A 19,751-nucleotide genomic window follows, 5' to 3' on the forward strand; every position below is an offset into this window, starting at 1 on the left:
TACATCAGGGTGTAAGGGCCTCGCCCTCGAATTACCGGGGGCAGTCACCGTAACCCCGTCTTCTATAAACCAAATAATGCAAAGAGAACTAATTGTTAGCGGAAAATGTTCACGTGAATACAAGGCGTTTACCTATGACTTACCCGGCATTTTATGCTATCCTATTGTGTTTTATATCGACAAAGTTATTAAGGGGGCATTGTGCGCAACAGTCGGTTCTACTTTGCTAATCCTGATAGAGTTGGTCGATTTATCAATCGCTGGGACTTACTGCTATTAATCCTAATTTTTGCAGTACTGTTCTTTTTTGGCTGGGCGGGTTCACAAATGGCAACTCCTTATCAATTAGGAGACCAAATACCCATTTCTTTAGAGCCAGAAAATCTCCCTTTTTATGCACTGCGTACGGTAATTCGTATGTTTATTGCCTTGTTCTTTTCTATCGTCTTCACTTTTACCGTGGGGCTTTTGGCGGCTAAAAATCGGCGTGCTGAGCAAATAATTATTCCCGCGATTGATATCTTACAATCAATACCGGTTTTAAGTTTTTTATCGATTACAGTTACCGGGTTTATCCATTTATTTCCGCACAGCTTATTAGGCCCTGAATGTGCTTCAATTTTTGCTATTTTCTGTGCTCAAGTATGGAATATGACTTTTGGTTTTTACCAATCACTGAAAACTCTTCCGCATGATTTACAGGAAGTTTCTTCCATGTTTCGTCTTTCCGCTTGGCAGCGTTTTTGGAAATTAGAAGTTCCTTTTTCGATGTCAGGATTATTATGGAATATGATGATCTCTATGTCCGCGAGTTGGTTTTTCGTGGTTTTATCCGAGGCCATTTCCGTGGCGCATCAAAATATTCGTTTGCCTGGAGTGGGCTCTTATATTGCTTTGGCAATACAACAAAAAGATTTGCATGCGGTCGGCTATGCGATTTTAACGATGGTTATCGTAATTTTTTTATACGATCAAATACTTTTTCGCCCTTTAATTGCCTGGTCTGAAAAGTTTAAGTTTGAAGTATCGCCCGATGACGCAGAATACCAATCTTGGTTGGTTGACTGGATGCGTGGTAGCCGTCTCATGAAGCAATTTGCGGAGATGATTAATGTCTTGACTGACAGTTTTGTCAATGCGCGTTGGTTTCGCCTCAGTGACTCTAAGGTAATTAAGGAAATCGATTTAAAAAAACAAAAGCTCCTAGACCGTTTTTGGAATATCACGGTCTTAGTGTGTGTGATTAGTGGCGGTTGGTTTTTATTACGCTTTATCTTAGCCGAACTGAAAGTGAGTGACATACTACATGTATTTTTGTTGGGAGCTGCCACCGGTACCCGGGTTATTGCTCTGATTATATTAAGTTCGTTAATTTGGATTCCGGTTGGCGTGTGGATAGGGTTAAGACCACGTCTTGCTCAACGCATTCAGCCAGTAATTCAATTTGTTGCTGCATTCCCTGCCAATTTATTCTACCCTTTATTTGTCATTGCTATTGTTGAGTTTAATTTAAATGTTCAAATCTGGGTAACTCCCTTAATGATTTTGGGTACCCAATGGTATATTTTATTTAATGTCATCGCGGGTGCCTCATCAATTCCGCGCGATCTTTATCTTGCGGCCAATAATTTTGGTTTGAAAGGCTGGCTTTGGTGGAAGCGTTTAGCCTTACCAGGGATTTTCCCGTTCTATATTACGGGTGCAATTACTGCTGCAGGTGGTGCTTGGAACGCCAGTATTGTTGCTGAGTGGGTGAGTTGGGGTAATACTACCTTGAAAGCAACGGGCTTAGGGGCATACATTCAGGCCAGTACCGCAACGGGTAATTTCCCAAAAATTGCTTTAGGTACGGCAATGATGTGTTTGTATGTACTGATGTTTAATCACCTTATTTGGCGCCCATTGTACCGTTTGGCAGAAGAGCGGTTTAATTTTAATTAGGGTCTGTTTACCTTTTCGCTAGCTTGAGACGATTATGCCTGAAACTATTATTGCTATAGAAAGCTTACGTAAGTCCTTCAAAAAAGCTTCCGAGCAAGATTTGCTGGTGCTTGAAGATGTTAATTTTAAATTACAAGAAGGTGAAATCGTCGCATTATTAGGTAAGTCGGGTTCGGGTAAATCCACGTTACTGCGAATCATTGCCGGTCTTATCCCTCCCACAAGTGGTACAGTAACCTACCGGGGAATGCCGGTTAGCAGCCCGGTTGCCGGGATTGCGATGGTATTTCAATCCTTTGCATTAATGCCATGGCTTACTGTTTTGGAAAATGTGGAGTTAGGCCTGGAAGCGCAAGGGGTAGGCCGTGAAGAACGCCGTCACCGGGCAATTGAGGCGATTGATATTATTGGTCTTGATGGTTTTGAATCAGCTTTTCCTAAAGAGCTTTCAGGGGGAATGCGGCAGCGGGTTGGTTTTGCCAGAGCTTTAGTTATTAATCCTGATGTTTTATTAATGGATGAACCCTTTTCGGCATTGGATGTGTTGACTGCGGAAAACTTAAAATCAGATTTACTGGAGTTATGGAAAGAAAAGAAAACGAATACTAATGGTATTTTATTAGTAACCCACAATATTGATGAAGCAGCTACCCTTGCGGATCGCATCGTTATTTTTGGTAATGATCCTGGTTACATTCGCGCTGAGTTACCCGTAACTTTACCTCAACCACGCGATCCGGAATCACCGGAATTTCGTGCCTTGGTTGATAAAATTTATACCTTAATGACGACTGGTCCTAAAGAAAAGGCTCAGCGTGCTCAACGGGAACGCCAAATTGGGTTAGGCTATCGTCTGCCTGATGTGGAGCCTTCTGAATTAACCGGTTTGATTGAGACCATGACATCGTTTGAAGAACGCATCGATTTGCCAGAATTAGCCGATGAATTGATGATGAATATTGATGATTTGTTTCCAATCTTAGAGACCTTAGAAATTTTAGGTTTTGCAAAAGTTTCAGCTGGGGATATTCAGTTAAGTGATTTAGGTAAACAATTCTCTGAAGCGGATTTACAAGAGCGTAAGCAATTATTCGCCCAACGTTTATTAGAAAAAGTACCCCTCGCTCGTTACATTAGCCGCATTCTAGATGAGAAGGTGGGGCATCGTGTTTCGGAAGAGCGTTTCTTAAGTAAGCTCGAAGATTACTTAAGTGAAAAAGAAGCAGAGCGTGTTTTACGCACCATGATTGATTGGGGGCGCTACGCCGAGCTTTTTGCCTATGACTTTAACACGGGAATTTTAAGCTTAGAAAACCCCGGAGATGGAGTATAGAGTCGAACATTAAATTGGTATAGCCTGGTTGCTTGCAACCAGGACTTCACTATTCTTAAGCTGATTTCTTCGCCAAATAATTCAATATTTCCATCAAACGCTCAGGGCTACCTGCTAATTGCAAATCAGTTTTGTACTTCTGATTGACCACAAATGCGGGAACAGCACTAATTTGATAAGCACCCATTAAGGACATTCCACTTTGTACTTTCATATCAATGGTGGGTGAGTTTTCAAACGCGCTTTTCGCAATTTCTCGATCAACGCCTTGCGAAACAAAGAAATTAATCATCGTTTGCTTTGATTCTAAAGGTGTTCTATCTAACTGAATAGCTTTGAATAACACGGGATTTAATTTATCCGACAGCGCGAGGGTTTTCGCCGTATAATAGGCTTTAGCATACAATTCCCAGCTGGGCTTAAATACTACGGGAATACGTTCAAACTGAACTCCTTTCCCCAAGGTGCTTACCCACTGATGTAGAGGTGCTTCTATTTTATAACACCAAGGGCAACCATAACTAAAAAATTCCTGAATAATAGGCGCTTTGCTCTTTACTGCCTGAGGATTGGAGACCACAACATAATCTTTGCCTTCAACAAAAGCAGCAGCAAAAGCCATTGTGGGTAAAAGTAAGAAGAAACAAAATAGTTTTTTTAACATGTTTAAATTCCCTAGTGTAAACCTTCGATATAATGTGCTACAGCTTCCATATCTTCTCGGCTCATCCTGCTGCTAATGTCCTGCATAATATGATTTAAATCATTCTTGCGTTTGCCGTCTTTAAATGCCAGCAATTGCAATAGCGTATAAGCAGCATGTTGACCAGAAAGTACTGGAAAGCCAGCTTGAGCATTACCCGTACCTTTCGGACCATGGCAAGCAATACAGGCAGTTATCCGTTTTGTAAAGTCGCCTCCTCGATAAAGCTGTTCTCCGCGTTGCAGAAATTCTTTAGGAGTGCTTCCTTGAGCCAAAGGCATTTTAGCATAATATGCTGCTAAGTCATCCATATCCTGGTCACTCAGGGTTGCAACCAAGGCGCTCATGGTGGGCGCATCACGGAGTGATTTATCTTTCATATCTTTTAGTTGCTTGATGAAGTATTTAGGATGCTGTCCGGCCAGATTGGGCCATTCAGGGTTCAGGCTATTGCCTGATTGCCCATGACAGGCGGCACACACCATCGCTTTATTTGCAGTTGTTGGGGTATTTTCTTGTGCATAGACGGTTAGCGGGACGCACAGAATAACTGCTAGTGCAAATTTTTTCATGAAACTCTCTAGGTTAAGTCATCGTACCTAATTTTTGTAAAAATTATATAAAATCGTAAAATAATGGTACACTGCTTGGGTTTAAATCCCGATGCCGTATATTTTATGTTAGAAAATCCTTATGCTAAAGCAGTATTTTTAAAAAGCGCCGCGCGAGTAACTCATTTGCCTGAAGATACAGGCTATGAGGTTGCTTTTGCTGGACGCTCCAATGCTGGGAAATCCAGCGCGTTAAATTGTTTGACTCGCATTAAAGGCTTAGCTCGAACCAGTAAAACACCAGGACGCACCCAATTAATTAATTTATTTTCTCTGGATGAAGAGCGCCGTTTAGTGGACTTACCAGGATATGGTTATGCCAAGGTTGCTTTGCAAGTAAAGATGGAGTGGCAAAAGCATTTAGCTCATTATCTTGATGTCAGGCAAAGTTTAAGAGGCTTAGTGTTGTTAATGGATGTGCGCCATCCCTTAAAAGATCTAGACCAAATGATGATCGATTGGGCATTGAATCGCGAATTGCCTGTGCACATTTTATTGACTAAAGCAGATAAATTGAGCCGCAGTGATGTCAAAAATACGGTTTTAAAAGTGCGCAAACATTATGAACTTGCTAGTCATTTAATCAGCGTCCAAGCTTTTTCTTCTTTAAAAAAAGAAGGCGTAGAAGAGTTAATTCTTTTGTTAAATCAGTGGCTTGATTTGCATTAAGTACATGCATACCATCTTAAAAGAATACCCGGCTGCAACCAGGTATTCTTTTAAGATGGCAATTAGGCTCTCTCCACATAAACCAAAATAAATTCGCAACGCTTAAAGTTACCGGATTTCACTGCATTACATCCAGGCTTGGATGGAGCTTCTTTCTTGCAATGATTAACCTGCCTGGATTTGGTATCCTGCTGCTGAGTCATTATTAGGCCCCTCCTGTATTTTCGCTAGCTCTTCTTTATATTGATTAATTTTTTGACGGGCTTGATCTGCCATAATACTGCCGCCAATACTACCCGCCATTTTAACAGTATCGTTTACTGCTTTAAGACTTTGCGTTACTGTTGCTGCAGTGGTGCTTATTAACCCTTGTTGTACTGCCGCGGACACGAGGCTTCCAGTGCCCATTAAGGCAATACTGGTACCTACTAATGCGGTTGTTGCCAACTCAGTAGGGGTGGGGGCTGCACCAAAGCGGATAAGATTATAAATCATTGTACCTACGGTTTTTAATGCCAAAGGTACTCCAATTGCCATACCAATACACGTCGCAGCGAGGGCAATAGGGCCCATTATGGGAGCTAATGGTGGGATAAGTGCAAGAGCGGTGGCCGCCACGGCAATCAGTGAGGCGGCTAATGAAACTTTAGAGCCATAATATTCATAATTATTTAAGAAGGCTGAAAAATTTCGGGTTGATTTATTGGCATAAGTAAAATTGAAATCGTTCGCCTGTAAATAAAAATCGCGTGCCTTATGTAAATTACGCAGGAATCCTTTTTTCTCTTCCATACTCAATGGCATGTCTTTCAGCTCATGCTTGATTTCCGATAAGTATTGCTTAAACTCTTTTCTTCTTGATAAAACCTCAAATCTCGAGGATGTATGTTGGATACCCTCATTTTCGGCCAATTTTTTTAACTTGTCTAAATGTGCCTCAAGTTTTTGAATATCTTCTATTGGAATCGCTGCATCCGGTTTATGAAAGGGTTTTTTCAAGAAATGCAGGCATGCTGATTGGGCAAATAATATTTGTCCAAAAAGAACAATGCTATCTAAGTGTTGTTGTTTTTGTCGCTTTTGTTCGTGACTTAGATTGCTTTTATTAATTTCATTTCGTAGTTCCTTCACATATTGTTGCTCCTTCTCACTAAACTCAACTTTTGTAGATGGAGTATCAATACGTAAGGCTGGGGCCATAAACTCTGGACCAAAAAGAATTTCTCCATGAGCAAATTCACTACTAGGAAATACGTTACGCAATTGCTTTCTGACTTCCTCGGCGATTGAAGTATAGTCTTCTTTATGCAAAGTCACTTTAAACATAATGTGTCTCAAATAAAAGCATGCGGTAATTTAATAATACAGCTTTTGTGGGAATAGATCCAGCATTATGTTCATCATTTGTCCTAAGTGCATCCTTTCACTCAGGACAAATGGCTTATTTATTGAGCTCTCTTATTAGAATTTCAATAGCTTGAGGATTCGCTAAGGTTGATAAATCGCCTAATTCGTCGATATGCTGCACTTCTTTGCAGGCAATTTTACGTAAAAATCGACGCATTATTTTCCCCGAGCGTGTTTTGGGTAGTTCACTGGTGAAGTGAATGACATCAGGTTTAGCGATGGAACTTATTTCTTTTTTGACCTGCTCAATTAAATCCATTTCTAAAACACTGGTGACGGAGATATCTTGTTTGAGAACGACATAAGCAAAAATACCCTGGCCTTTGAGATCATGGGAAATACCGACGACGGCCGCTTCTGCGACGGAGATATGGCTGACTAATGCGCTCTCAATTTCTGCTGTACCCAAACGATGTCCTGAGACGTTGATGACATCATCTACACGTCCGGTGATCCAATAATCGCCATCTTCATCACGTTTGGCACCATCACCTGTAATGTAATAACCATGGTGTAGGTAGGTATGGCAAAATCGTTGATGATCTCCTTCAATCGTTCGTGCCATAGAGGGCCAAGGATATTTCATGGCCAGAAACCCTTCACCAGCACCGGTGATTTCCTCATTTTGCTCATTCAACAAGACAGGAACTACTCCTGGAATTGGTTGTCTGGCTGAACCAGGTTTGATGGCGGGATCATAAGGGCGAGCGCTGATCATGATTGACCCTGTTTCTGTCTGCCACCAGGTATCTACAATTGGGCATTTACTTTGACCTACTTGCTTGTAGTACCATTCCCATGCTTCAGGGTTAATTGGCTCTCCGACTGAGCCTAGCAAGCGCAAAGAACTTCTACTGCTTGAATCAAGCCACTGATTACCGGTACGCATGAGTGAACGTATGGCGGTTGGGGCTGTGTAAAATACATTGACTTGATGCTTGTCAATAATTTGCCAATTTCTCGAGGGATCTGGCCAGGTGGGGATCCCCTCATAAACCAGGCTGGTTATTCCATTGCATAATGCGCCATAAACGACATAACTGTGTCCCGTGATCCACCCTATATCCGCCGTACACCAGAATACCTCATCTTCTTTACAATCAAAGATAAGTTGATGAGTATAAGCTGCTTGGACAAGATATCCCCCGGTCGTGTGTACGACCCCTTTAGGTTGGCCTGTACTGCCCGAGGTATAGAGGATGAATAAGGGAGCTTCGGCATCCATGGGTTCTGGCTCACATTGAGCATTAACCTGGTCTCTTAATTCATGCCACCAATGATCCTGATTTTTATCAAAGTGAATCGTGGCATTGCTATTTTTAATAATCAGGCGTTGCAAAGATAGGCCTTCACAGGCTTCGTCAACGTGTTCTTTTAGTTCAACGGGTTTACCCCCACGGGAAAAGCTGTCTACAGTAATGAGGCATTTGCATTCTGAGGCGATTAAACGTTGTTTTAATGCATGAGCAGAAAAGCCAGCAAAGATCACGGTATGTACGGCCCCAATACGTGCGCAGGCCAGCATCGCAATAACCGCCTCGGAAATCATCGGCAAATAAATTGCGACCTTATCCCCTTTTTTAACATGGAGCTTCTTGAGTACATTACTCATACGGCATACTTCGGCATGCAATTGTGCAAAGCTTAGCGTTTTATGGTGCGAGGGATCATCGCCTTCCCAGATAATTGCAATTTGATTTGCTTTATGGGGTAGATGACGATCTAGGCAATTGGCACTAACATTGAGTTTTCCTCCCTCAAACCAGCGAATTGTTCCTTGTTTAAAATCACCAGAAAGTACGGTATCCCAAGGACGCATCCACTGGATCGTTTGTTTGGCAATTTCAGACCAGAACTCAGCTAAAGATTCTTCGGTAGGAGTTAGTGGATAGGGTGAGGGCTTTGCATGCATGTTAAACCTCTTTTGCTTGAGCAATAAGTTTGATAATAGCCGAAAAATCAGCATCTCCAAGCCCTTGATCGATAAATTTCTGATAAAGAGCAGTTGCTTTTGCCGCCAATGGTGTATGGGTATTGACCGCATGAGCACAGTCTTGACTTAGTAATAAGTCTTTAAGCATCATGGCTGAGGCAAACCCGGGTTTATAGTCGTTATTGGCAGGTACATTTTCCAGAATCCCGGCAACAGGGGCATATTTAGTCATTGCCCAACATTGGCCAGAAGCATTGCTTACTACTTCAAATAATTTTTGTGGTGATAGATTTAATTGTTCTGCGAGAACAAATGCTTCGGAAATGGCAATCATGGAGATGCCGAGAATCATGTTATTGCAGATCTTTGCTGCCTGCCCACTTCCTGCTGCACCAGTATGGATTATTTTTTGCCCCATGGCGGCAAGGATTGGCTGGGCAAGCTGAAATGCCTCGTTCTCTCCTCCTACCATAAAGGTTAATGTTCCTGCATTAGCTCCAGCGGTGCCACCAGATACTGGTGCATCTACCACCTGAATCTGCTTTACTTTAGCTAGCTGGTGCACTTCTCGTGAGCTGTTGACATCAATTGTAGAGCAGTCAATAAATAATGCCCCCTTAGGAATGGTACTGAATAGTCCTTCTGCTCCATGACAAACCTGCAGCACTTGTTGCCCTGTTTGCAACATAGTAATGACAACCTCTTGCCCACGGGCCACTTCCGCAATGTCTTTTGCAGTTAAGCCGCCACTTGTTGCAAAATTTTTTAAGGCTGATTGCTGTAAATCATATCCTGTAACCTGGTGTCCTGCTTTAACGAGATTAATAGCCATAGGTAAACCCATGTGGCCAAGCCCGACAAATCCAATTTTTGCCATTTAATTCTCCGTTTGAATGAGCGACCTATGTTTTAATCATGGGTTGGCATAATAAACGCGCTTCCTTTCAGGGCATGCGTAGGCCATTTACTGGTCACAGTTTTTAATTTGGTATAGAAATAAATGCTTTCATCACCATGTAGACTAATGTCACCAAAAAATGATTGTTTCCAGCCACCAAAGGGATGGTTTGCTACAGGTACGGGGATGGGAATATTCACACCTACCATTCCTGCTTGCACACGTTGACAATATTCACGAGCACTGTATCCATCACGGGTAAAAATAGCGGTACCATTTCCAAATTGATGTCTATTGACTAAGTTGAGCGCTTGTTCAAAGTCCTTAACCCGTACGACGACTAATACAGGGCCAAAGATTTCATTTTGATATACAGACATTTGCTCGGTGACCTTATCAAAGAGGCAGGGGCCGATGAAAAAGCCTTGGGGATGATTAGGTTGTTTATAGTCTCTACCATCAATGATTAATTGGGCACCCTCGTGTACACCTTGATCAATAGCTGCCATAACGCGTTTGCGGTGTGCGCTGCTTACTAATGGCCCCATATCAGTGTCAGCAACATCACCTGCATCGATTTTCATTGCTTGGATTTGGGGAGTCATTTTGGTAATTAAGGTATCTGCTACTTGATCTCCTACCGCCACTGCAACTGAAATTGCCATACAACGTTCACCTGCAGAACCATAAGCGGCGCCTACAATGGCCGATGCGGCTTGATCCATATCCGCATCAGGCATGACCACACAATGGTTCTTCGCGCCGCCAAAAGTATGGGCGCGTTTGCCATGAGCCGTTGCTTTAGTATAAATGGAATGAGCGACTGGCGTTGAGGCAACGGCGGTAACAGCAGCAACATCAGGGTGGGTAATTAAGTAATCCACCGTATCTTTATCACCCTGTAAACAGTTGGCAACACCGGCAGGTAAACCGGCTTCACTTAATAATTCTAATAAACGCACTGAAGCAGAAGGATCTTGTTCTGAGGGTTTTAATATAAAGGAATTACCACAGGCAATCGCGGGAATCATCATCCATACAGGAACCATTACGGGAAAATTAAAGGGGGAAATTCCTACGCAAACACCAAGTGGTTGTCGGAGTGTATGACAATCAATACCGCCGGCTACCTCTGTAGAATAATCGCCTTTAAGTTGATTGAGCAGGCCGCAATGTAATTCGACCACTTCAATAGCGCGAGCGACGGAGCCTTTGGCATCATCAAGGGTTTTACCATGTTCCTGGGTTACTAAGCGGGCTAAATCCAGTTGATGCTTCTCCATTAATTCTCTAAATTTAAAAAGAATGCGTGCTCGTTTAATTGCTGGTGTTTGAGCCCAGGCAATGCCCGCTTCTTTTGCAGTGCTGATGGTTTTATCGCAAAGCGTTTTGGAGGCGAAGTGTAGTTGTCCAATTATTTCGCCCAATGCAGGATTATAAATAGGGTGACTTGTGGTGCTCGTTTCGTTTACAAATTGACCACCTACATAATGTTGCACTAGGTATCCCATTACCAAACTCCTTTTCATGTTTTTTTATAAATTTAAGTTGATCATTGTAATTGTTTCATGGAAATATTTATACAATAATAGTGATGATACAGGAGTACTTATTTGAAAAAATATTTAAAAATAAATTACTTCTGATGGAATCCATGGACTATAAGTAGTAAGGAAATTATCAATGACAAAAGGAATTTTGCGTGTACCAAAGGGTACTTTGACGGGGCTGGTATCTATTTTACAAAGCCATTTTCCTGGCTATGTCTTGGAAACCTATGATCCTCATAAGCCTGACTATCGCTTAAGTTATCAAAAAAAAGTCGACAGTTATTGCCAAGCGCTGGAATATCTTCTCAACGCATACCCACGTCCATTGACGGACCCACCTTTTCCTGATGAGGTGATTAAAAATCATATCGAGCAGTGTCGTCAGGTTTATATTTTTAACGCCAATACAGCAACGCGCGTTTCTGAGTTACAAAAAGAGTTGAAGATCTTTACTACCAGTCTTGTCGACACAATCCATTTGCTTTGGAATAAGTCTGGAGATGATGCAACTGAATTATTAAATGAAGCTGAACAATATGTTTTAATGTTACGAGGTCGCCCTGATCTAGTAACTTTAACGCCTATGGGCACAGTGCAAGTGGATAAGGCCTTGTTACCCTATGAGCCAGAAACATTAGAAGAGTTTCGTCAAATAAAAGCAGAAAATTGCCCGAAAACACCGCACTGGTTTCAGGAGCTCTCCGATCCGGCGTTTCATTTCCGTCAAGCCTATTTTTGCAACTTACCTTCAGACCTTATTGATTTAACCGATGACTTGGATAAGTTTCTATATAAATGGGAAGATATTAAATTTAATGCTATTAATCTCAATAATGATTTACATCAGATTGCCGGATGCATATTACCTTTGCCAGTGTGGTTTTTAGAGTTACCTGGCCATCAACAAAAAATGGTTATTGCTCTTGCCAATGAAGAAGAATCAGAAATTGATGCAAGATTGGTTTTATTTAAACAGATGCTGGCGCGTGAAGAATACAAGGATACTTTAGCGCAAGTTAGGAAACTTCCTCAGTGGTATTGGGTTCTGCCTAAACATCAACAGCATTTTTTAGAATATGCTTTGAAAAGCAACAACAGTTTGGAAGAGGTACTTTCTTTTATATGTAGTCGTCATCGAACTTTGCCGATGCTTCCAAATTATGCGGTGCATAGTTCACATATCGTTGATAAAGACGGTAGCTTACATGATTTATATTCTGCAAAATATCGTGGGAGTCATGTTGTTCCTCGAGATGGTGTTAATAAATGGCCCGACGAGGTTATGCGCCTGTACACTTCCAGAAACCTAACACGGGCAATGGCCCAAGCTAAACCTGAACAATTCATTTTAGTACAAACTTTAGTTAGTCCTATTCATCTACCATTGGTTAATATTTCAAAATTGCTGCCCGATGGTGATTTAAAGAACATAGCGGATGCTGAAATGGAACAACATCCATTAGCATCTCGAATAATAAAAACGAACCATCCATTTAATGCGGCAAAAGTAATACTTTATACTGTGGCTACGGATCCTTATATCGTGGCGCTGGTGAGCGCGATGGAGATACGGAAGAAAGCTATCCCGCAATTAAAACCGCTGCTTGATAGCTATAAAGCCGTATTAAATTCAGGGGTTGGTTCAACAAATTTTTTTGATTATTATGGACGAGAATTATTTTTAAGTTCTTTAGAGCAATTAATGTTTCTTGTTTCTAAAGACTATTCTTTTGGCTCATGCGTCAGCGGTAAGGATAGAAAGGCTATAGAATCAATTCATACTGACGCGATGTGCCGGTATAAGTTCGAATATGGGTTTTGGCCGGAGTTTACTGATATAGGTCAAGACCGCATTAATTTTATCAATATCTTCGTAGATATTTACCTCTCACGCCATCATCATGAACATGCAGGACATAATTCCCCTGGATCTGAAGGTATTAAAACACCGTACAAGTACTTACCCTCCGATATAGCCGCGGAAATTATTAGACGTTTAAACCATGACAAGGCTTTAGTTTATGATGATCGCCTTGCTACAAATAATGAAATTAAAAAAATCACTACAGGGTCTCCAATATTACCTAAGGAACAGTTGGTGTGTAATTTGACTGCTGCCGCGTTAGGTGAAGCCAAATGTACAACACTTTACGATAATTTATTTTTATTATTTAACGATATGACTCAATTTATACCAGCTCCTGAGGAGAAGAAAAAGTCATGGTTTTTTAGTTCTGACCGCAGCCCGCCCTCAGGAATTGTTGAAATTAAAAAGTTAATGGATGATCCTCGCTCCGGCCCTAATAATGTTGTGCGTATGGCAGGAATCATGAAGATTATATTATCCCGACCCGTGCAGGACTCTTCACGTACAGAGGCTACAAAGTCAGTTTATGAGTTGCGGCAATTAATCGAAGCACCTGCATCAAAACATGAGGAACTCGTTAATAAGCTCGCTGCGGATTGGAGCAAACTATTTGAGAAGAACAAGCAATCGAAAAAAGTAACTGAGTTTTCACTGTAAAACAACATAGCCTGGCTGTAACCAACCAGGCTACATTCCTATAACAGATGTTCTAAACCATAAATTAAACCGTTTAAAGTCATAACTTTTTGGCAAGCTAAGACAATACCAGGCATAAAACAATTTCGACTGATGCTGTCATCTGTAATAGAAAGTGTTTCGCCGGCATTACCAAAAATAACTTGTTGGCGAGCTAATACTCCGGGTAAACGCAGTGAATGAATGTTAATGTCACAATGCGTGCCGCCACGAGCTCCCGGAATTAATTCTTTTAAAATTAATTTATTTTTTGGGGATTTTCTTGCTGCAGCAATCATTTCTGCGGTTTTTAACGCAGTACCTGAAGGCGCATCTAATTTTTGCTGATGATGGGTTTCAACAATTTCTACTTCTGAAAAGTATTCAGCGGCTTTTGCTGCAAAAAGCATCATTAAAACGGCACTAATGGAAAAGTTAGGGGCAATAACTCCACCCAAACCTTGCTCTTCACATTTGATGGTTAAGTTTTTAACTTGTTCGGGAAGTAGTCCTGAGGTACCAATGACGGGGCGAGCCCCATTATTGATAATTGTCAGACTATTTTGATACACCGTATCTGCTCGTGTTAAATCAACCACAATCTGTGCCTGGGTATCATGAATCGCTTGAGCTAAATTATCTTGTCGGCCAAGTTGAGCAACTAAGGTAAATTCAGGATGCACATTGAGTGTCTCACAAGCTAATTCCCCCATTTTACCACTGGCTCCATTTACGATAACACGAGTTAACATGGTATTCCTTATTTCCGATATGAATTATTGACGAGGATTTTTATCTGAGGGGTTCTTCTTTGGCATCTCTTTATCCTTGGGGGGATATTTAGTACGCCAAGCCCATACAGACGCAAAGGGCCAGCCAATCAGCGTCGCTTGCATGACTAGGGCAACAAAGGCTCCACCTGGGTTATCACTAATTAGAAAAACAGCCCATGGCAGAAAGGCACAAAGAAAAGCTATAAATAATCGTCTCATGGATATACATGGTAGTTTCAGTTTAAATTAATTATAGGCTGAATATTGGATTTTTTTCTACCCAGAGTTTTGAGGTTTTTATTGGAAACAGATGAACTTACTTAGAGTGCTTGCAAACAACCTTTAAACATTGTACATTGTGCGCTCATTCAGAAGGTGAATGATCATATTATTTTCGGATAGGGCAACCAATTTCTAAAGGGTACACTGATGAGAAAACAGGAGCTGCACCCGCGCACCGCTGTTATTAATAAAACTCAAAAAAACCAGTCTAAAAAAGCACGCGCTGATGCATTGTTATGGCTTGCGGCTAATTTCCCTGCTGCGTTTGATAATTCATTACGAATCCGCCCATTAAAGGGTGGCATTATGAATGATATTTTGCTGCATGCCGATAAAGCTGCTGAGGTAGGTATTTCTAAGAGTAAGCTCCGAGAGGCCGTAGTTTTATTTACGCGTCGCCTTGATTACTTGGCATGTTTAAAAGCTCGTGAAATGCGCGTCGATTTGCAGGGTAATGATGTAGCTGAGGTCAGTGCTGAAGAGGCAGATCACGCTGCAGCGAAGATTAAAAAACGGGTTGAAAAAAGCGTTCGCAATGCTCGCAAAATAATGGCAGAAAAAGGTACCGCTCCATATGGTACAAGCCAGCAATCTTCAAGCTATCAACCGAAAACAGCGAGTCAACCATTTGCTTCAGATGATTATTTTCCTACATATCCAGCTCGCTCGTATTCAGCACAAGCTCCAGCCCAGCCTGCGCGATCTGCCGTTGTTGTAAAGCATAAAACAACACGTCAATATGATCCTGATGCCGTAGCACGCTTGAAAGAGAAGCTTGGCTTATCGCGAAGCCTTGAAGAAAAGAAAGAAGTAGTCGAGTAAAAGCACAACTATTATCAAAAAATGTAGCCTGGTTGCAAGCAACCAGGTTTTCCATATGCCAATCAAATTCAGATAGCCACGAACGTAGTCTGAGCCTCTAAGCTAATTTCTGAGTTAAATCAGTAAGAATACGGCTACCAGTGCAAAACATTGCAACTCTTAATTCGTATTCGATGGTAAGCATTTGCAACAGGACTTTTTCTGTAGATTCTAAGGCCGCTGCAAGCAAAGGCTTTGCATAACCGACCGTAGAAGCCCCTAACGCAAATAACTTAGCAGCGTTTAAACCGTTAGCTGCACCCCCAGATCCCCAAATTTCAAAAGTAGGATTTAATGCTGCAGCTTGTTGAACCGCAGTGACAGTATCAATGCCCCAATTTTTAAAAGTAATTGCTGCTTGATGACGTATGGGATCCTGTGTTGCTCGGTGTCCTTCAATTCGTCCCCAGTGGGTGCCACCTAATCCGCCTATATCAAGTGCTGCAATACCTATATCAGTCAAACGTTGCATCGTGTTTTGAGAAAAACCACAGCCCGTTTCTTTGACAATAATGGGTAAATGGAACTTTTTAACTAATAGTTCTAAGGCTTGCCAGCAGCCCTTATAATCGGTAGTACCTTCCGGTTGCATACATTCTTGCAATGGGTTGCAATGAATGATTAATGCATTCGCTTGCAATGAATCAGTTAAACGTTGAATGTCGGCAAGTGGTGTATGAATTAATTGTGCAATCCCTAAATTGCTGTATAAATTTACCTTTGGAAAACTCTGGCGTAGATGGCTCCATTCGAATGCAGCTTTAGGATCCATTAGTTCACGTCGTTGAGAACCAACGCCCATGGCCCAGCCGCTTTGTGAACAGGCTTCAACTAAATGATGATTGATATGTTCTGCTCGGCGATGTCCCGCTGTCATCGAACTAACTAGAAATGGCTTGGCTACAACCTGGCCAAATCGCATGCCTTCTATATTAATTTCATCAAAATTAAGATCGGGCAGAGCATCATGTGTTAAATGAATGCTGTCAAATTTACTTAAGTCAGCGGTTTGGTTTTCATGCATTAGAGACAGTTTAATGTGATCTTGTTTACGCTGCTCAAATTGTTCGTATTGATTGGCCATGAGTTCCTACCTATTGTTACTGCGGTAATTGGTTTAAAAGCTGTTGCATGGATATTGCCGCATTGGCCAGTTCTATACCTTTATGCCCGTGTTTTCCACCTAATCTATCCCACGCTTGCTCTTCATTTTCAGTCGTTAATAAACCAAAAATGACTGGGATATTGTATTTTAATGAAACCTTCATGCAGCCTTCACTAGTCATGTTACAGACCAGATCATAATGGCTGGTGTCACCGCGAATAACGGAACCTAAAGTTATTATTGATTGCACCGCATTCGCCATCGCTAACCTTTTAGCGATCAAAGGAATTTCAATAGCACCAGGAACTTCATAAACACTGATGTGTTCTTTTTTAATGCCCCGCTTTTGTAACTGGTTAATTACCGCATCTTGCAAGTTCTGAGTTATGTGTCGATTGAATACGCCTACAATAATAGCAATCGGAAAGGATTCTACAATTGGTAGGTTTTCTGTTGGTTGTGCTGGTTTTTGCATTATTCCTCTCTTCTTCAATGGGAATTTTGTATTACTAAGAGCTGCAATGTACCTTTTTACCTTTATTTTTTCCAGTTATTTACAGCGGGGGATGGTCGTTGGTATGGAATTTTCGTGCACTTACCTAAGTTATCGAGGCAAGTGCGGGGGCAATTACGACAAATCCTATTTGCTATTTGTATTTAATTCAACCCACTGGGCATAAGTATTCATAAATTGCTGAATAAATTTCTTAGTATCTTCATTAATCAGCTCACCTTGCTCATTAAATAAGTTTCCTACGCCACCTATATAAGTTTCGGGTTGTTGTAAAACGGGAATATCTAAGAAGACAAAGGATTGTCGCAAGTGGTGATTGGCACCAAACCCCCCGATAGCTCCGGGAGAAACACTCATTACTGCTCCGGGTTTTTTAGACCAAACACTTTTACCGTAAGGGCGGGAGCCAACATCAATGGCATTTTTAAGAACACCAGGCACCGAACGATTATATTCTGGAGTAACAAAGAGTACTCCATCAGACATTCTTATTTGATCACGAAAATGTAGCCAGGCTTCTGCTGGTCTGTTCTCATCATCAAGATCTTGGTTGTATAAAGGTAAATTACCAATTTCGATAATTTCTAAGCTTAATGATTCGGGAGCTACGGCCATGAGCGCATGTGCCATTTTTCGGTTATAGGATTCTTTACGTAAACTTCCAACAATAACGGCAATTTTTTTGCGCATCATACGTTCCTTGTATTGATTAATGGAGCGGGATCATTTAATTCGTAATTCTAGAGTATACTGGTGGGGCTTGCAAATAGAAGAAAAAAAACGCCCCGTTCACACTAAAATGCAATATTTTAAATGTGAACGGGGCGCTAGAAATAAGGTTAAACTACTTCTACGTCTTCAGCTTGTGGTCCTTTTTGACCTTTGCTAGCTTTGAACATTACAGTTGCACCTTCGGCAAGAGTTTTAAACCCGCTACCTTGGATCGCACTGAAATGTACGAAATAATCTGTGCCGCCACTTTCTAAAAATCCGAAACCTTTGGACTCGTTAAACCATTTTACTGTACCGCGTATTTTTTCTGACATGATAATTTCCTAAATTGTTACCAGCCCATTGTAGCATTATTTTATTAATTGTGCTGTTTTTTTATTAAATATTTTTTATTTTTTTCAAAATAAGGAAAGAAAACCATAATGGGCGTGCATAATAGAGGATATATTTTCGAAATATCTAACTCATAATTCAGCTGAAAGTAATTCTTCGCCATCATTTTTTTGGAGCGTCAAGAATATTGCCCCAGATAAAAACGTCAGAATACCAAGCGTCGCGAAGGTTTGATGAAGTGCTTTAATCGACAATTGCTGATTGATCGTAAAAATACTAATAATGATTGCAGCGGCTGCAACACCAAAACTTTGAGCCAATTGTTGAATGGTACTCATAATGCTGGTTGCCGCACTCATATTGTCTTCGCTGACCTGAGCATAGGCTAACGAATTCATTCCTGTGTATTGCAGTGCGATTAAAAAACCATAAATAAAGGTAAGCAGGCTAATTTCATAAATTGATGAGGAATGATTTATGAGGCACAAAGACCATAAGGCGATGCTAACTAAAATAGTATTTAAGATGAGTAGTTTTTTATAACCAAACAAACGCAGTATGTAGACGGACATGGGTTTTACCAAAAATACCCCTAAGGCGATTGGCGTAAGTAAAAATCCGGAGAGTTGTGACGAATAGCCCAAACCAATTTGCAAGAGCAGGGGAAGTAAAAATGGAATACCACCAAAGCTTAATCGAGAAAATAAATTACTAGTGACGGCAACAGCAAAAGTACGTAACTGCAGCAGTTCTACTTTAATGATAGGATGTTTTTTATGGCGCGAATGTTTGATGTAAGCAAACAGTAAGATCAGTGCCGAAATAAGAACTACCAGAGTATGTGAACGGTCAATGTCTGATTCGCTGAGCATGGATAAGCCAAAGGTTAGCAAGGCAAGGCCACTGCCAAAAAGTACGAATCCTAATTTATCCAATGGTGGAACTGATCGACAAGGCATTGAGGGTAGGCGTTTATGGGAAAGATAGATAGCCAATATACCTGCAGGAATGTTGACCCAAAATATCCAGCGCCAAGAGAAATGATAGGAAATTATACCTCCTAATAAGGGGCCCAACATCATTCCTAACGCGGCTACCATCACGACTTGGCTCATTTTGGCAATGAGTTCGTGACGCTCAAAAGTTCGTAAAATAATAAGCCGCCCCACCGGCATAGTTAAGGAGCCTCCCAAGCCTTGAATAATGCGAGCACAAATTAATTCGCTAAGGCTTTGGGTAAAACCACACCAGGCTGAGCTTAAGGTAAATACACAAACGGCCGTAATGAATACTTTTTTAATACCATACTTATCGGCAATCCAGCCACTAATGGGGATAAATATAGCCAGACTTAACAGATAGCTAATCAGGGCTAATTTTAAATCGATAGGGTTTACATTGAGGCTATGCGCCATAACTGGAATTGCTGTGTTAATAATCGTAGTATCAACAGCCTCCATGAACATGGCAAAAGAAACGATGAGTAGGATAATATTTTTTTTCATAAAATCAGTATATCAGGGCATTTGAGATCCGTCATTACACCCACCGTGTTACGAAAATT

18 protein-coding genes are annotated in these 19,751 nt (G+C 41.2%); 5 read left to right on the forward strand and 13 right to left on the reverse strand.

Going from position 1 to position 19,751, the window contains the following annotated elements; all coding sequences use genetic code 11:
* The first annotated feature begins 201 nt into the window (after nucleotides 1–201).
* Nucleotides 202–1,941, forward strand: coding sequence for an ABC transporter permease (locus E1P08_RS07595; protein WP_133136432.1), 1,740 nt, complete (start codon nucleotides 202–204; stop codon nucleotides 1,939–1,941).
* Between the two features lie 34 nt (nucleotides 1,942–1,975).
* The gene (locus E1P08_RS07600; RefSeq protein WP_133136433.1) at nucleotides 1,976–3,274 is read left to right on the forward strand and encodes an ABC transporter ATP-binding protein; all 1,299 of its coding nucleotides are present in this window, start codon (nucleotides 1,976–1,978) and stop codon (nucleotides 3,272–3,274) included.
* A gap of 55 nt (nucleotides 3,275–3,329) precedes the next feature.
* Here the strand turns inward: E1P08_RS07600 and E1P08_RS07605 are convergent, their stop codons facing one another.
* The gene (locus E1P08_RS07605) at nucleotides 3,330–3,938 is read right to left on the reverse strand and encodes a thiol:disulfide interchange protein DsbA/DsbL (protein ID WP_133136434.1); all 609 of its coding nucleotides are present in this window, start codon (nucleotides 3,936–3,938) and stop codon (nucleotides 3,330–3,332) included.
* An 11-nt stretch (nucleotides 3,939–3,949) separates the two neighbouring features.
* The gene (locus E1P08_RS07610) at nucleotides 3,950–4,549 is read right to left on the reverse strand and encodes a c-type cytochrome (RefSeq protein WP_133136435.1); all 600 of its coding nucleotides are present in this window, start codon (nucleotides 4,547–4,549) and stop codon (nucleotides 3,950–3,952) included.
* 105 nt (nucleotides 4,550–4,654) lie between these two features.
* On the opposite strand from E1P08_RS07610, the gene yihA reads away from it, so the two are divergent.
* Nucleotides 4,655–5,257, forward strand: coding sequence for a ribosome biogenesis GTP-binding protein YihA/YsxC (yihA, locus tag E1P08_RS07615; RefSeq protein ID WP_133136525.1), 603 nt, complete (start codon nucleotides 4,655–4,657; stop codon nucleotides 5,255–5,257).
* 165 nt (nucleotides 5,258–5,422) lie between these two features.
* Here the strand turns inward: yihA and E1P08_RS07620 are convergent, their stop codons facing one another.
* From E1P08_RS07620 to E1P08_RS07635, 4 genes are all read right to left on the reverse strand, one after another.
* Nucleotides 5,423–6,583, reverse strand: a complete 1,161-nt coding sequence (locus tag E1P08_RS07620; RefSeq protein WP_133136436.1) for a hypothetical protein — start codon at nucleotides 6,581–6,583, stop codon at nucleotides 5,423–5,425.
* Between the two features lie 115 nt (nucleotides 6,584–6,698).
* Nucleotides 6,699–8,576 carry an acetate--CoA ligase gene (acs, locus tag E1P08_RS07625; protein ID WP_133136437.1) on the reverse strand — a complete coding sequence of 626 codons (1,878 nt, stop codon included), beginning with the start codon at nucleotides 8,574–8,576 and terminating at the stop codon, nucleotides 6,699–6,701.
* A 1-nt stretch (nucleotide 8,577) separates the two neighbouring features.
* A complete protein-coding gene (gene mmsB, locus E1P08_RS07630) occupies nucleotides 8,578–9,474 on the reverse strand; it encodes a 3-hydroxyisobutyrate dehydrogenase (RefSeq protein ID WP_133136438.1) in 897 nt (298 codons plus the stop codon).
* Nucleotides 9,475–9,506: 32 nt separating this feature from the next.
* Nucleotides 9,507–11,006 (reverse strand): CoA-acylating methylmalonate-semialdehyde dehydrogenase, encoded by a 1,500-nt coding sequence (locus E1P08_RS07635; protein ID WP_133136439.1) that lies wholly within the window; start codon nucleotides 11,004–11,006, stop codon nucleotides 9,507–9,509.
* Between the two features lie 172 nt (nucleotides 11,007–11,178).
* Here E1P08_RS07635 and E1P08_RS07640 point away from each other — a divergent pair, with 172 nt between their 5' ends.
* Complete coding sequence (locus E1P08_RS07640; protein ID WP_133136440.1) at nucleotides 11,179–13,569, forward strand: oxidoreductase; 2,391 nt, start codon at nucleotides 11,179–11,181, stop codon at nucleotides 13,567–13,569.
* Between the two features lie 38 nt (nucleotides 13,570–13,607).
* Here E1P08_RS07640 and dapB read toward each other — a convergent pair whose 3' ends face one another.
* Nucleotides 13,608–14,339 (reverse strand): 4-hydroxy-tetrahydrodipicolinate reductase, encoded by a 732-nt coding sequence (gene dapB, locus E1P08_RS07645; RefSeq protein WP_133136441.1) that lies wholly within the window; start codon nucleotides 14,337–14,339, stop codon nucleotides 13,608–13,610.
* Between the two features lie 24 nt (nucleotides 14,340–14,363).
* Nucleotides 14,364–14,579 (reverse strand): hypothetical protein, encoded by a 216-nt coding sequence (locus E1P08_RS07650; protein ID WP_133136442.1) that lies wholly within the window; start codon nucleotides 14,577–14,579, stop codon nucleotides 14,364–14,366.
* Nucleotides 14,580–14,789: 210 nt separating this feature from the next.
* On the opposite strand from E1P08_RS07650, the gene E1P08_RS07655 reads away from it, so the two are divergent.
* On the forward strand, nucleotides 14,790–15,464 hold the full coding sequence (locus E1P08_RS07655) for a ProQ/FinO family protein (RefSeq protein ID WP_133136443.1): 675 nt from the start codon (nucleotides 14,790–14,792) through the stop codon (nucleotides 15,462–15,464).
* 97 nt (nucleotides 15,465–15,561) lie between these two features.
* Here E1P08_RS07655 and fni read toward each other — a convergent pair whose 3' ends face one another.
* The 5 genes from fni to E1P08_RS07680 form a co-directional block, all read right to left on the reverse strand.
* Nucleotides 15,562–16,587 (reverse strand): type 2 isopentenyl-diphosphate Delta-isomerase, encoded by a 1,026-nt coding sequence (gene fni / locus E1P08_RS07660; protein ID WP_133136444.1) that lies wholly within the window; start codon nucleotides 16,585–16,587, stop codon nucleotides 15,562–15,564.
* A gap of 16 nt (nucleotides 16,588–16,603) precedes the next feature.
* On the reverse strand, nucleotides 16,604–17,083 hold the full coding sequence (ribH, locus tag E1P08_RS07665) for a 6,7-dimethyl-8-ribityllumazine synthase (RefSeq protein WP_133136445.1): 480 nt from the start codon (nucleotides 17,081–17,083) through the stop codon (nucleotides 16,604–16,606).
* A 165-nt stretch (nucleotides 17,084–17,248) separates the two neighbouring features.
* A complete protein-coding gene (locus E1P08_RS07670) occupies nucleotides 17,249–17,812 on the reverse strand; it encodes an NADPH-dependent FMN reductase (protein ID WP_133136526.1) in 564 nt (187 codons plus the stop codon).
* Between the two features lie 149 nt (nucleotides 17,813–17,961).
* The gene (locus E1P08_RS07675; RefSeq protein WP_058534402.1) at nucleotides 17,962–18,168 is read right to left on the reverse strand and encodes a cold-shock protein; all 207 of its coding nucleotides are present in this window, start codon (nucleotides 18,166–18,168) and stop codon (nucleotides 17,962–17,964) included.
* A 150-nt stretch (nucleotides 18,169–18,318) separates the two neighbouring features.
* A complete protein-coding gene (locus E1P08_RS07680; protein WP_133136446.1) occupies nucleotides 18,319–19,692 on the reverse strand; it encodes an MFS transporter in 1,374 nt (457 codons plus the stop codon).
* Between the last annotated feature and the right edge of the window lie 59 nt (nucleotides 19,693–19,751).

It is taken from the genome of Legionella rowbothamii, assembly GCF_900639985.1.
GTDB classification, from domain to species: Bacteria; Pseudomonadota; Gammaproteobacteria; order Legionellales; family Legionellaceae; genus Legionella; species Legionella rowbothamii.

Bases quoted from the DNA above. Each gene is read 5' to 3' on its own strand.
- E1P08_RS07600 (WP_133136433.1), top strand. From the start codon at position 1,976: ATGCCTGAAACTATTATTGCTATAGAAAGCTTACGTAAGTCCTTCAAA.
- E1P08_RS07605 (WP_133136434.1), bottom strand. From the start codon at position 3,938: ATGTTAAAAAAACTATTTTGTTTCTTCTTACTTTTACCCACAATGGCT.
- E1P08_RS07610 (WP_133136435.1), bottom strand. From the start codon at position 4,549: ATGAAAAAATTTGCACTAGCAGTTATTCTGTGCGTCCCGCTAACCGTC.
- yihA (WP_133136525.1), top strand. From the start codon at position 4,655: ATGTTAGAAAATCCTTATGCTAAAGCAGTATTTTTAAAAAGCGCCGCG.
- E1P08_RS07620 (WP_133136436.1), bottom strand. From the start codon at position 6,583: ATGTTTAAAGTGACTTTGCATAAAGAAGACTATACTTCAATCGCCGAG.
- acs (WP_133136437.1), bottom strand. From the start codon at position 8,576: ATGCATGCAAAGCCCTCACCCTATCCACTAACTCCTACCGAAGAATCT.
- mmsB (WP_133136438.1), bottom strand. From the start codon at position 9,474: ATGGCAAAAATTGGATTTGTCGGGCTTGGCCACATGGGTTTACCTATG.
- E1P08_RS07635 (WP_133136439.1), bottom strand. From the start codon at position 11,006: ATGGGATACCTAGTGCAACATTATGTAGGTGGTCAATTTGTAAACGAA.
- E1P08_RS07640 (WP_133136440.1), top strand. From the start codon at position 11,179: ATGACAAAAGGAATTTTGCGTGTACCAAAGGGTACTTTGACGGGGCTG.
- dapB (WP_133136441.1), bottom strand. From the start codon at position 14,339: ATGTTAACTCGTGTTATCGTAAATGGAGCCAGTGGTAAAATGGGGGAA.
- E1P08_RS07650 (WP_133136442.1), bottom strand. From the start codon at position 14,579: ATGAGACGATTATTTATAGCTTTTCTTTGTGCCTTTCTGCCATGGGCT.
- E1P08_RS07655 (WP_133136443.1), top strand. From the start codon at position 14,790: ATGAGAAAACAGGAGCTGCACCCGCGCACCGCTGTTATTAATAAAACT.
- fni (WP_133136444.1), bottom strand. From the start codon at position 16,587: ATGGCCAATCAATACGAACAATTTGAGCAGCGTAAACAAGATCACATT.
- ribH (WP_133136445.1), bottom strand. From the start codon at position 17,083: ATGCAAAAACCAGCACAACCAACAGAAAACCTACCAATTGTAGAATCC.
- E1P08_RS07670 (WP_133136526.1), bottom strand. From the start codon at position 17,812: ATGCGCAAAAAAATTGCCGTTATTGTTGGAAGTTTACGTAAAGAATCC.
- E1P08_RS07675 (WP_058534402.1), bottom strand. From the start codon at position 18,168: ATGTCAGAAAAAATACGCGGTACAGTAAAATGGTTTAACGAGTCCAAA.
- E1P08_RS07680 (WP_133136446.1), bottom strand. From the start codon at position 19,692: ATGAAAAAAAATATTATCCTACTCATCGTTTCTTTTGCCATGTTCATG.